This is a genomic window from Thermodesulfovibrio hydrogeniphilus, from assembly GCF_054657355.1.
Window position 1 is genome coordinate 471,013 of the sequence record NZ_BAAHYW010000001.1, and the last position, 13,197, is coordinate 484,209.

Genomic DNA, 13,197 nt, shown 5'->3' on the forward strand with positions numbered 1-13,197 from the left:
TTATACTAATTTTTTCTGATTATTTCTACGATTCTTTGTGATGCCTTTCCATCTCCATAGGGATTCACTGCCTTGGCCATTTTTTCGTATTCCTCTCTGTTATACAAAAGGTTCTCGGTTTCCTCAACAATCCTCTCTTCATAGGGTCCAACCAATTTGGCTGTTCCTGCATGTATTCCTTCGGGTCTTTCTGTTTCTGTCCTCATTACCAGCACAGGCTTACCCAATGACGGTGCCTCCTCCTGGATTCCGCCTGAGTCAGTCAACACAAGATAGCTTGCATTCATGAGATGAATTAGTACATCATACTCAACAGGCTCTAAAAGAATAACTCTCTCTAAATTTTTCAATATCTTAAAAACAGGTTCTCTCACATTTGGATTAAGATGAACAGGGTATATTATCGTAATATCTTTATTTCTCTCAACAAGGATCCTTAGTCCAAGACATATGCTCTCCAGCCTCTTACCAAAGTTTTCTCTGCGATGGGCAGTAACAAGTATGATTTTTTTATTTCTGCCTAATCTTCTCAAGATCTCCTCTGCTTTGGTTGGCATGGGCTTTTTTAATATATAAAAAAGAGCATCTATCACCGTATTTCCTGTTACGAATATTTTTTCCTCGGGAATGCCCTCTTTCAGTAAAGCATCTCTTGCATTGGTTGTTGGTGCAAAATGGAACTGGGTAACTAAAGCAGTGATTCTTCTATTTAGCTCCTCAGGAAAAGGTGAAAGAATATTGTGGGAACGCAAACCAGCCTCCACATGGCCAACTTTAACGCTGTTATAAAATGCAGCAAGAGAGGTTGCCATTACTGTTGTAGTGTCACCCTGAATTAGTGTTAAATCGAATTTCTCTGTCTTAAAGATATTGTCCATGCTTTGCACTACATTGGCGGTGACTTCTGCCAATGTCTGTGAAGGCTTCATCAGGTCAAGGTCTATGTCAGGAGTAATGCAAAAAATTTTTAATACCTGATCAAGCATCTCTCTATGCTGTGCAGTCACACAGACAACAGTTTCAAGATCTTCATGTTTTTTAAGCTCCATTATGACAGGAGCCATCTTTATAGCTTCTGGTCTTGTTCCAAATACACACAATATTCGCTTTCGGCTCATAAGGACTCTATTTCAGGAAGACTTCAGAATGAACTCCAATTTTTGAATACATATTTCCTTTTCAAAGTTATTCTTCACATATTCAAAGCCTTTCCGACCAAATTCATCAAGCCTGTCCCGCATATTGTATATTCTCTTGATGATATCTACTGCCTCCTCCAAATTCCCCCATGCAGTTGAGTATCCACAGTTAGCATCTCTTATTATTCTATGTCCGTCGCTTTCTCTATTTAAAAATGCTACTACAGGAATACCTGCTGCCATGTAACCAAGAATTTTCCCAGGGACAACAGGTGTCTTATTTTTATTTGTTAGAGACACTAACCCCACATCGCAATCCTTCACCAACTCCACATAATCCTTTTTGGGGACAAATGGTTTAAAAACAACATTCTGCAAGCCTTTCTCTTTAGCAATTCTAATTAACCTGTCCTTCTCCATTCCATCCCCTACTAACAAAAAGCATATGTCAGTTATGTCTTTGACTCTCTCTGCCACATCAAGAACAAAATCAAGACCCTGCGATGGACCCATTACACCTGCAAAAAGTATTATAAATCTATCCTCTAAACCGTATATCTTTCTAAAACGATTTGTCCTTTTAATGCCTTCAAACTCCTTTGTGTCAATCCAGTTGTGTAAGACTGATATTTTCCTCTTGTGCTCATGGAATCTACTTTTGATAAACTCAGCATTGCTTTCAGAATGCACCAGTATAAAATCAGCATTTTTATAAACTTTCGATTCCATTTTTTCAAAAAATATTATGAGAAATCTGTTCTTTAAAACACCCAAATCAATGGCATTTTGAGGGAATATGTCCTGAACATTCAAAATAAACCTGGCACCGTAAACTTTCTTAATCTTCTCTCCTATGACAGCAAGAGGTAGCGGTGGACTATAGATAATCACAGCATCTACATCTTTTACATAATATTTAATTTTTCTGAGAAAAACATACGGCAGAGTTAACTGGGCGATCCCTCTTACTATAAAATTTACCTTATGATGAGGCAGGGTATCGATTCTAAGGACTTTAATTTTATTTTCAATTGCATACTCTGGGAATTTAATCCCCTTAGAGTCTTCTGCTAAATTGTACCTTGGATAGCATGTGGCAACTGTCACAGAATGCCCTCTTTCAGCAAGACCCTCAGCTAACTCCTGCATAAGATGGGATGCAGACCTAATCTCAGGAGGATAGGAGTCAGTAATGAGTAAAATATTCATAACGTGATTGCTACTGCCTTTTCCAATGCCTCATTAATTTTAAAAACTGCAAGGGTAGAAAGATATATCTCATGAAAACTTAATTTTGGTTCTTCCTGTTCCCTAATGCAGCTAATGAAATGCTCCAATTCGCTTCTGTATCCCATATCCTGATTCATGGTTTTAAATTTGCGTCTCTTACCGTTAAAGTAAAGCTCTGAGACCCTGAAATCCTCAATGACAACTGTCTTTCCTTCAGAGAAAATCTCCACTCTCTCTCTTGAAAAAGCCTTATCGCCAGAGGCGGTGTAGAAGATATTGCCCACAGAGCCATCTTTAAATTTGATTACTATACTAACATTGTCGCTATTTAGAATGCTTCTGTTATCACCAGACACTCTCTCTGCATAGATTCGGACAGGCTCACTTCCTGTTATAAACTGCAGGAAATCAACAAAATGACAAACCTCTCCGATGATTCTACCTCCTCCCTCTTCCTCTGAGTGAACCCAATGATCTGCCGGAACAAAACCTGCATTTATTCTATAGTTAGCTATAATTGGATTAGACCTTTCTTTAATCGTATTTTTTGCCCACACGGAGTGAGAAGAAAATCTTCTGTTGTAACCTACCATAAGATATCTATCCGAGAACTTATGTTTTACCTCTAAAATTTCATTAAGCTCCTCCTCTGTAATGCATAGAGGTTTTTCAACGAATACATGCTTGCCTGCCTTTAGTGACTCTATTACCATTCTTCCGTGAAGACTATGGGGTGTAAGAATCAACACGGTATTTATTTCATCGTTTTTAAGTAACTCCCTGTAATCAGTGGTGCATCTCTCAAATCCGTATTTTTTTGCGGTGTGATAAGCATTTGCACTTGATGAAGTTGACAAAGTATGAAATCTCACTTCCTTTACTTTACTTAAAGCAGGCAAAAGAAGAGCTTTACCAAAAAGACCAGCTCCAATCACCCCCAACACAACCTTCTCTACCCTCTCAACCTTCTCAACTCCCTCAACCCCCTCAACCTTACTCACCTTTTCCACCGAACTTTGAACTTTGAACATTGAACATCTTTTAATATTTTGCTTCTCTCCAGTTTATCACCATCCACCTGCCTTTCAGGATACTCTATAATCACTCCCACATATTTACCAGAATTGACTAATAAATCTTCATAAAACTGCAATGCATTATCAATTGGTATTTTATGAGAAATAAGTTTTTTTACATCTACTCTTTGTTGAGAAATTAATTTTATGAACTCCTCAAGATTGCGATTTTCTGTCCAGCGGATGTAACCAATGGGATAATCAATTCCTTTGTTTTCATAAAAGGGATCAAAAATTCCAGGACCTCCTGCCTTTGAAACCACTATCTCAACCTCTTTATGCCACATTTCATTTCTATTTGGATGAATATCCCCCACACCAACCATAACTATTTTACCTCTCATGCGAGCTATTTCCACAGCCACATTTACAGGTTCATCGCTTTTTGTTGCAGCAGTAATGATTACAGCATCGGCTCCAAATCCATGAGTTAATTTATCTACGGCATTTTTAAACTCTTCTAAATCAAGATAGCTGTAGACGAGTCCTAAGGATTTTGATAGTTCCACTTTTTTTAAATCTATGTCAAAACCTATAACTTCACAGCCATATGCTTTTAAAATTTGTACGGTAAGAATCCCAATTAATCCCAAACCTATGACAGCAACCTTTTCACCAAATGTTAAATTTGCACACCTTACTCCATGTAAAGCAATAATCCCAAGCATTCCAAAGGCGCCTTCTTCAAAAGAGACATTATCGGGTAATCTCACACATAAATTTTCTGGGACTGTGATATATTCCGCATGGGATGCATATCCAGCACCAATACAGGCTACTCTATCACCCACAGAAAACTTATGAATATTTTTGCCAACTTCAACTACAATGCCAGCCGAACTATAACCAAGAGGTGTGGGATTGTCTAATCTGCCTAAAGCTTCCTGAAAAGTTTTTAAAAATCCTTCTTTTTTTGCTTTATCAATAAAACGTTTCACTAAATCAGGACGGGCTTTTGCTTTCCCCAATAAACTTTTTTTACCCAATTCTATTATAGATTTCTCTGTCCCGATACTAATTAATGAAGCCTGATTTTTCACCAAAATAGAATTTGACCCACAATTAGGCACTGGCACATCAGCAACTTCAATTTTACCTGTTCGGTAGTTTTGGATAAGTTGTTTCATAATGCTCCTCTTTTGTTCAATGTTCAACGTTCAATGTTTAATGTTTATTAGAGTTTTTTAGATATCTTATAAAGCCATTTATTAAGTTAGAAATTTTATAGCATTTTTTTGTTAAATCTTTAAAAGCTTCCTCTTTTATAAATCCTAAATCTAACGCATTGTAGAGCAAGCTCCTTACTTCAGATAATGAACCTCTTGCTATTACCAAAAACTGTATAAATTCTTTATTGCTACCTATATCGAAACCCTCTGCTATGTTTGACATCACTGAAATTGAAGCTCTTTGTATTTGATCCTTAAGTGAATAATCTCTAATGTCCTTGAAGTTATCATAAATTTCTTTAACAAGTTCCCTTGCTTCTTTCCATGCTTCTATATCCTCAAACCTCTCAATCCTCATCCTTCACCCTCTAACATTGAACCTTGAACATTGAACCTTGAACCTATAACTTCGAACTTTGAACCTTGAACTTTGAACCTTGAACATTCCTAAACCACTCCACTGTTCTTTCAATCGCTGTATCCATATCATAAGGCAGAGGTGCTGAGATTTCCATAATTGGTGATAAATCAAAAATATATTCTGTCCTAATATTATTAAGTCTGAAACTACTCATGGGAACATTTTTCCAGCCTAAAAATTTTAAAACATCTCCTATTTTTGCTGCGTTTGTTATTAACCATAAAGGAATATGTCTAATTTTAGGTGCGTTCAGTTTTTCTCTGACCTTTTCTGCAAATTCATAGAGATCCGTTGGTTCTGGATCGCCTACATAAAAGGTTTTTTGATGAACCTTTTCTTTAGGGGCAAGCAGAATACTATGAATTTGATGGGCAATGTTTTCTACATAGCCCATTGACCTTCTGTAATGACCCTCGCCAATATGAAAATACCAACCACCTTTAATTGCTTTAAAAAAATCAATATATGGCTCAATCATCCAGGGTCCCCAAACAGAAATAGGACGAATAATAGACCATGTAAAATTAATATCTTTTGCATTTCTTACAATCTTTTCTCCTTCTACCTTACTCATCCCATAAGCAGTGGTAGGTGCATAATCGGTATCATGCTTTGGGATATAACCGATTTTGCATACAAGCAATGTAGAAGTAAACACCACCCTTTCCACCCCATTATAACCTTGAACCTTGAACCTTGAACCCTGAACCCTCAAACCCTGAACCTTGAACTTTGAACCTCTCTCAACGCATTTATCAGATTCTCCACACCTTTCATATTGGGCTGAAATTCATTTATATCCGTTATAGAATGAGCTCCTGTTTTGGCAGCCAAATGAACCACATGGGTAGGATTAAATTCTTGTATGATTTGTCTCAGCCCTTCATAATCCATAATATCGCACTGCTTCCAGTACTGATAATGCTCCTTTTTAAAGGGAGCTTTAATATCAATATTTAATAAATTTTTAACACCCTTTGCCAATGCATAATCCACATAATTAGTTCCAATAAATCCAGAGCCACCCGTAATAAGTATATTCATTTAATTATCTCCTAATTTATTAAATTCAAAAACCAATATCTCAGCTATTTTATTTATATGATATTGCTCTATTAGACCTTCTTTTACTTGTTTTAGATTAGCAGAAATCAAATCACGGCGATTTAGCAAATCTTTCATTTTCTCCAGTAAATCATTTTCTGAATAGGGATCAAAATATACAATATAATTTTTCCCCAGCTCATTAAAAGGAATAAATAGTTCTTTATATCTATTGCCATCAGAAGCGATTGTAGGAGTACCTGAAACCAAAGCTTCAATCAATGGTATTCCAAATGTTTCCTCTAAAGAAGGAAAAACAAACAAGTCAGCGTTTTGGTAAAACCTCTTTATCTCTTCATTAGGTACCTTACCAGCGAAAATTACATCATTTTTTAAATTTAGACTATCAATTAATTTTTTTAACTTTTCGTAATAAAATTGGTAGCATGTATCTCCTACTATAACAAGCTTACCATTATAATAATTTTCTTTTTTAAGCAATGAAAATGCTTTAATTAAAACCTCAAAATTTTTATGGGGCGCTACAACTGAAACAGACAGGATATAACTAAAGGGCAAAGGAGAAACATTTATGTCATCCCCATACCAAATATCATTTAAACCGTGATAAAGAACAAATGTCTTATTTTCAGGAATTCTTAACTTTTTACTAATAATTTCTTTTGACCTATAGGAACAGAATCGGATTTTATTGGCTCTTCTTGAGGAAAAATAAGTAAGCAAAAATAAAAGTTTATTTCTAATTTTTTCAGAAATTGTCCAGTTCTGACTAACCATAGTAAAAGGATTTGGATTTTCTATAAATAAAATAATTTTGCAGGGTGCAAAGAGAACTGTAGTATTTCCTACAGAATAAAGCAAATCAATATTATACTTTTTCAAAACAAATGGCATAACAACTTGTTCCCACATTACTCTTAAGTATGGATTCTTAGGAATTTTTTTAAAAGATATTACTTGAAATTCAGAGGGTATTACTCTCTTTATTTCTTCCTGATCTTCTGATATAAAAACGTAATATTTATTACTCTTATCGACTTTAGCAATTGCAGGTAGCAAGCTTTTAAAAACACTAATCCCTGCTCCTGCTTTTGCACTAAAAGTCATGAAGGCGATGTTTAGTTCCCGATTTTTTTGCATAAATTACTTTCAAATATTAAAAGTTCGTTTTAGTTCTTTATAATTTCTAAATAACCAATATAAAGATGATAAAAAAAACAAAATATTGGGGGAAAAATAACCGACTCCTCTTATAAAGAGTTCAATCAATAAAATAGAATAAAATGATACAAAAAAAGCAATTTTTTCATTAATAATATTCTTGCGTATTATTGCGTATAAGTTCAAGAATAAAAACAAATAAAATAAAATAAAAAATATGCCCAATATTCCAAATTCTGTATTCTGTCACCAACTTTGCACCAGTCACCGCACCATCTTTAAGATTTAATTCAGAGAATCCTAAATAGGCTAAAATGTTCTGATATACTCCAACAGGTGTAACAATTCCCATTCTATTAAAGCCAGCTCCAATCAAAAAACTTTCTTCTAATGTCAAAAAAGTTCTTTCCAACGCTGAAAGATATACTAAAGCAGAGAGATTATTTATATCAGCTCCTTTATATAAGATAATTCTTTCAGAAAAATAATCTTGTTGTAAGACTATAATTAAAATGAGTACTATAAGAACAACCATATAAATTCTTTGTTTAAAATTTGCAAAGAAAAATGAATTCAAACTAAAGAAAATCATATTTCCAACTAACAGAGTTGTATTCTCTAATAGTAGAGCCAATATACTTACCAACATGAATAAAAGAATTTTTTTATAAAATTTATCAAAACGCATATATAAATAGACAACAAAAGGTAGCAAAATGAGAGCATAATGAGAAGGCTCAGGCATAAGAATCATATGCTTATATCCTATTATCCCTCGTGATGATAAATAATACGCTAAAAAACCGATCATTAACAAAAAAATTGTAATTATTCTTATAGTTTTATTAATGAAATTATTAGGTATTTTCGTTACAATACTATAAAAAACAGGAGCTAAAAGGCATAGTGTTATAAAATAGAACAAGCTAAAGACACTTCTTTCATAACCTTCAAAACCATATATGATTGAAGAAACAAAAAATTGTAATATTGCAATGAAATAAAAAAGTATTAAACCATATAACCATTTCATATTAACCTTTAGTTTTGGGATAATAAAAACCATTACAAAACTAAAAATTACGAGCTGTAGAGTACCAAATGCATAAGATGAAAACTGAAAAAGTTCTGTAAAAAAACCAGTCAAAACATAGAAAGTTATTAATAATAAAAAAATTAATTTATATACCATCATTAATCACCGGAAATCTTAAGCGCCTGATCAAATATCTGACTTTAGAAAAAAACTTAAATCGTATGATTTTAATTATAAGAGTATAAAAGAATCTAAAAATATAATACCCTATTAACTTAGCTGGATTTTGTGTTTTCAATTGCCAGTTAGCTTTAAAATCCTCATAATAACTTAAAAATAAATTACTACTAAATCCAACATTTCCTTCTATATAATTTACTATTAAACTAACATAATTAAAAATTACTTTTTCTTTATAGAAGGCTCTTAAGAAGAATTCATAGTCTGCTGCAAGTCTATAATCTTGATTGTATCTTAATTTTTTCATTAGATTTATATTAATAAAAGCAGACTGATGAGAAAGACACATATATCTATAAAACTTATACAAAGGCTTTGGTTTACGCAAAACTTTTTGATTATCATGAACTGCTATAAAGTCTCCACAGATGATTCCCACATCTTTATATTCTCTCTCAAAGATCTTAGCAATCACATCCCTTTCATAAAACCCATCCCCAGCATTCATAAAATTTATCCACTCTCCACTTGCCACATCAATCCCCTTATTCATTGCATCATATATTCCTTTATCCTTCTCGCTCACCCAATAATCAATATAGTCTTCATATTTTTTTATAATATCCAATGTGCCATCGGTACTTCCGCCGTCTATGATGATATATTCCACATTATCGTATGTCTGGTTAAGAACACTTTGGATGGTTTCTTCAAGGTATTTTTCGCCATTAAGGACGACGGTTATTACTGAAATTAAAGGCTTATCTTTGTACGACTTTTTAAAATATCCCTTTGTGCGTAGCCCACCTTCGCCTTGTCGCCCTTCACCAGGAGGCAGGAATAGCAAAGTTTCAAATTTATCCTCTGGTCTGTTAATAATCTGTGGTTTTTCTTCTGTAACACACCTTGTGGTGCTGTATCTTTCATCTAAACAAAACATAATCAACCTCTCAACGACTCACCTTTCACCTTTTACGTTTCACTCAACCTCAACCTCAACCTTAACCTTCACCTTCACCTTTACCTTTACCTCTGCCTTAACCTCCACCTTTCACCCCTCACGCACCAACTCCCTGTACAATTTTATATATTTTTCTGCTACAAGCTTACTATCAAATTCCCGCACTACTTTTTCCCTGGCATTTTTGCATAGTTCTTTATAATTTGGAGCATTTAAAACCCACTTTATGCCATCAGCTAAGTCTTCACTTTCAAAAGGTTTGGCTAAGTAGCCGTTGAGTTGGTGTTCTATCATATCGCTGTTGCCTCCCCCATCAAAGGCAACAACAGGTACTCCACATGCAAGGCTTTCCATAATAGTGTTAGATAGATTCTCTTGTAAGCTTGGCACCACCGTTACATCTACTGCATTATATAATGTTACCAAACTTATATCATCGTGTAATAGTCCAATATAATGAGTTTTAAAACCAAAATCTGGTGCATTCTGTGGCTTTCTACTTCCAAAAACGACAAGTTCAATATTGAGATTTTTATTTAACTTTTGTAAAGCTTCTGTAAGCTGATTAAAACCTTTTCTTGGATCACTTGTAGCCCCTATAGCTCCAAAAAGAACTAATTTTTTATCTTTTGGTAGATTCCAAAGTTCACGCGACCTTTCTTTGTCAAATGGTTTAAAAATATTGGTATTTATGGGATTTGGCAGGTTAATATGTAATTTATCTTTTAGAAGAATACTATTTCTGGAACATTCATTAAGCCAACTACTCAATCCAACTACTGTTATATCCTTTTTACTAAAAAATGCTTTTTGTTTTAGCTTAAATATTTTGGTGCTTAAGTCTTTTCCCTTCTTACTTCCTAAAACCTTACACTTCCCACATCCCCTTGTGTATGCTTCACACCCCTCATCATAATGACAACCTCCGGTGAATGCCCACATATCATGTAATGACCAGACAACTGGAGCTTTTATTTTAGCTATATCTTCTATTCTCATCATACCACCGGCTATCCAGTGTAAATGAACAATATCAGGACTTAGTTCATTAATTTTTTTAACCACATTACTAAAAGGAAGCCATGCAGGACTAAAAAGTGTTTTTGTTCTATTTTTATAGAATCTAACAGGCAAACTGTCAAGAAACGGTCTAAGCTTTGCAATAGCTTTCTCTATTTTGTTGGATGGTCCTATTACAGTATAGTCATCGCTACTTTTATCCTGTACAAGCATTTTACTATCGATACCTTGTTCCAAAAGCGCTTTATGAAGTCTATACGCGGCACGCGCTGCGCCACCTTGAATGTCATTTGTGTTTACGATGAGGATTTTCATATTGTCACAATTCTATTCTTCCTAATTTTACCGATTTGCTTTAAATCAAATTTTTCTGTAAGCATTACTCTTAGCAGGCACTCAAGATATTTTCTATGTTCAGGAAAAATGTTGCCGTCTCTAGTCGTAGTGGCTGTTTTAAACCCCATTTTTTTTACAATATCAAATTCTCTTTTATTTACTTCATTCCTACTGCCAAAAGGATAAGCAAAATGTTCAACCTTTCTTTTAATTTTTTCTTCTATGAGTCGGTTTGCATCTTCTATTTCCGAAATGATTTCGGACTCACTGAGTTTATTTAATGCGTAATGGTTTTTAGTGTGATTTCCTATAGTACAGAGACTATCTTTTGATAATTCTATAATTTGCTCCCAACTCATCGCAAGTTCATTACATTTTTCTGTCCAGTCTATATTATATTTTGAAAATAATTTATCCAAAAATTCTTTAAGGTTCCTCTGATCAACAGAAAGGATAATTTTGCGTATATTCATAAATGCTTCTACTTTTTCGCGCATACTCTTACAATATATTTTCTGACCTGTTCCTAAAACAACTTCATCGTTATTGATTATAATGTCTTCTAGCACATACCACCAAAGCAGAGCTGTCCTTTCAGGAAAGGATGTTGTTAAATAGATTGTGAACGGAACATTATATTTTTTAAAAATTGGGTAAGCTATTTCGTAATTATCTCTATAACCATCATCTAAAGTGAAAACTACTTTTTTTTCTACAATCTCTTTATTCTGTAAGATTTCATAAACTTGATCGAGCGAGATAAAATCATATCCTTTTTCTTTTAAATCAACAATAAAACTTTCTAAAAATTCTGGAGAGACTTTCATATTCTCATTTGGAGGAAGTCTACCCTCTTCAAATGGGCACACCCTATGAAGCATAAAAATAGTTATCATGCCACTATAATACTTTTGAATTAAAGAACATCTAGATAAAAGGTTAATAATAAACTTTTTCATCTCTGTAACCAAAGATATTGAGCTGTAAATCCATCTTTGCGTCTCGGAAATGATTTAAAAAAGGATGTCTTCTTTTACCAATATTTTCAATGTAATATCTAAAGCCATTTGTTTCCAATATATGCAAAATTTCACTAAGCTTTTGAGGGCAACTATTCCAGGAATGATATTCTACGAAAATATTTTTAACATTTCCTAAACTATCTTTGCAATCCAATAAAACATCATACTCAGCGCCTTCTATGTCAATCTTAAGTAAGTCAATTCTTTCTTCCTTTTCCAAAAAATCCTTCAATCTTATACTTTCTACTTTAACTTTATTCACATCATCCATTATTGAGCCACCATCAGCGCCTTCCATCGAAAACTCTACTCCATTATAATCCACCCAAACAGCTTTGTTTATAATTTCTACATCATTTATACCATTTTTAAGAAGATTAGATTTCAGTATATCAGCTATAATTGGATCTGCCTCAAAAGCTATGATTTTTGCATTTGGAAAAATACGTTTAAAATAAACACAACTTAGACCCACATTAGCTCCACAATCAAAAATCACTGGTTGTTCAGAATTCGAATTAAATTTATAAATTTCATCTACAAATATCTCTTTAAATTGCCAAATAAAACTTGGCAAGTCTGGAATATCAAATTTAAATCTAAGAAATTTGACATCATTAACTCTTTCATATCGTTTTACCCCCCCCCATTTATCATATAGACGTTGAAACTCTCTTTCGTATGGATTTTTAAGATAATGATAAAGCGGTTTTATCATGTTCTTTACTAAATATTTCATTTTTTAATCGCCTTTATTGTTATAGTCACTTGGTAATCTTTGTCTTTATAAAAAAGCTCATCTTCTGTTAGTTCTTCAGCTGAGATACCTTGCAAAAATGCTGTCGCTGCCAATACATTGCCATAAGTTTCCACCTCAACATTGCCTTTGCCAAAAACTTCCTCAAAGGCTTTTTTAATAGACAAATCGGTAAATCTCCAATAATCACCCCATCTATCCATATCGTATCTACTAATTTGAGAAATACCAACCACAGTAGCTAAAACCACTCCTTCATTTTTAAGCATATAATGTACGCCTTTTATAGCTAACCTAAAATCATATATAAAATTAAGCGTTTGAGTAAGAATAAAACAATCAATTGTGTTTTGTGGAAGGGATACTAGATTAGTCAAATCCCCAATTATTGTAGCTTTTTTGTTATCATTGGTATAGTGTAATATCTCAAATCTTTTTACATTAGATCCAAATTTTCTGGAATATGTATCCTCAGCTATCTCACATACAGTTCCTTTTATGTATTTACTATTTTTCATAAGAAAGTCATCAATATAAATCCTATCTATAGGTGTTCCCCTATCAAATCCAAACACTCGTGAGATAGGTTGTAATGTCCTTAGATTATACCAATTTGGTCTTTTA

14 protein-coding genes are annotated in these 13,197 nt (G+C 33.6%); all 14 read right to left on the reverse strand.

Annotation, left to right across the window (positions count from 1 at the left end; translation table 11 throughout):
• Window positions 1–5: 5 nt before the first annotated feature.
• On the reverse strand, window positions 6–1,118 hold the full coding sequence (wecB, locus tag ACYQ3P_RS02430; protein WP_460176367.1) for a non-hydrolyzing UDP-N-acetylglucosamine 2-epimerase: 1,113 nt from the start codon (window positions 1,116–1,118) through the stop codon (window positions 6–8).
• A 12-nt stretch (window positions 1,119–1,130) separates the two neighbouring features.
• Window positions 1,131–2,348, reverse strand: a complete 1,218-nt coding sequence (locus tag ACYQ3P_RS02435; protein ID WP_460176368.1) for a glycosyltransferase family 4 protein — start codon at window positions 2,346–2,348, stop codon at window positions 1,131–1,133.
• Window positions 2,345–3,400, reverse strand: a complete 1,056-nt coding sequence (locus ACYQ3P_RS02440) for a Gfo/Idh/MocA family protein (RefSeq protein ID WP_460176369.1) — start codon at window positions 3,398–3,400, stop codon at window positions 2,345–2,347. Before ACYQ3P_RS02440 ends, ACYQ3P_RS02435 begins: the two co-directional genes overlap by 4 nt.
• Window positions 3,367–4,572, reverse strand: a complete 1,206-nt coding sequence (locus tag ACYQ3P_RS02445) for a zinc-dependent alcohol dehydrogenase (protein WP_460176370.1) — start codon at window positions 4,570–4,572, stop codon at window positions 3,367–3,369. The genes ACYQ3P_RS02440 and ACYQ3P_RS02445 overlap by 34 nt, the downstream gene beginning before the upstream one ends.
• A 37-nt stretch (window positions 4,573–4,609) precedes the next feature.
• On the reverse strand, window positions 4,610–4,972 hold the full coding sequence (locus tag ACYQ3P_RS02450) for a four helix bundle protein (RefSeq protein ID WP_460176371.1): 363 nt from the start codon (window positions 4,970–4,972) through the stop codon (window positions 4,610–4,612).
• A 43-nt stretch (window positions 4,973–5,015) separates the two neighbouring features.
• Window positions 5,016–5,705 (reverse strand): NAD-dependent epimerase/dehydratase family protein, encoded by a 690-nt coding sequence (locus tag ACYQ3P_RS02455; protein WP_460176372.1) that lies wholly within the window; start codon window positions 5,703–5,705, stop codon window positions 5,016–5,018.
• A 41-nt stretch (window positions 5,706–5,746) separates the two neighbouring features.
• Window positions 5,747–6,079 carry an NAD-dependent epimerase/dehydratase family protein gene (locus tag ACYQ3P_RS02460; RefSeq protein WP_460176373.1) on the reverse strand — a complete coding sequence of 111 codons (333 nt, stop codon included), beginning with the start codon at window positions 6,077–6,079 and terminating at the stop codon, window positions 5,747–5,749.
• Window positions 6,080–7,240, reverse strand: coding sequence for a glycosyltransferase family 4 protein (locus ACYQ3P_RS02465; RefSeq protein ID WP_460176374.1), 1,161 nt, complete (start codon window positions 7,238–7,240; stop codon window positions 6,080–6,082).
• Window positions 7,241–7,409: 169 nt separating this feature from the next.
• A complete protein-coding gene (locus ACYQ3P_RS02470; RefSeq protein ID WP_460176375.1) occupies window positions 7,410–8,456 on the reverse strand; it encodes a hypothetical protein in 1,047 nt (348 codons plus the stop codon).
• Window positions 8,443–9,417: a glycosyltransferase family 2 protein gene (locus ACYQ3P_RS02475; RefSeq protein ID WP_460176376.1), complete on the reverse strand. Its 975-nt coding sequence runs from the start codon at window positions 9,415–9,417 to the stop codon at window positions 8,443–8,445. The genes ACYQ3P_RS02470 and ACYQ3P_RS02475 overlap by 14 nt, the downstream gene beginning before the upstream one ends.
• 111 nt (window positions 9,418–9,528) lie before the next feature.
• Window positions 9,529–10,773, reverse strand: a complete 1,245-nt coding sequence (locus ACYQ3P_RS02480; protein WP_460176377.1) for a glycosyltransferase family 4 protein — start codon at window positions 10,771–10,773, stop codon at window positions 9,529–9,531.
• Window positions 10,770–11,690 carry a polysaccharide deacetylase family protein gene (locus ACYQ3P_RS02485; RefSeq protein ID WP_460176378.1) on the reverse strand — a complete coding sequence of 307 codons (921 nt, stop codon included), beginning with the start codon at window positions 11,688–11,690 and terminating at the stop codon, window positions 10,770–10,772. The genes ACYQ3P_RS02480 and ACYQ3P_RS02485 overlap by 4 nt, the downstream gene beginning before the upstream one ends.
• A 43-nt stretch (window positions 11,691–11,733) precedes the next feature.
• Window positions 11,734–12,555, reverse strand: a complete 822-nt coding sequence (locus ACYQ3P_RS02490; RefSeq protein ID WP_460176379.1) for an FkbM family methyltransferase — start codon at window positions 12,553–12,555, stop codon at window positions 11,734–11,736.
• Window positions 12,552–13,148 carry a methyltransferase domain-containing protein gene (locus ACYQ3P_RS02495; RefSeq protein WP_460176380.1) on the reverse strand — a complete coding sequence of 199 codons (597 nt, stop codon included), beginning with the start codon at window positions 13,146–13,148 and terminating at the stop codon, window positions 12,552–12,554. The genes ACYQ3P_RS02490 and ACYQ3P_RS02495 overlap by 4 nt, the downstream gene beginning before the upstream one ends.
• Window positions 13,149–13,197 lie beyond the last annotated feature (49 nt).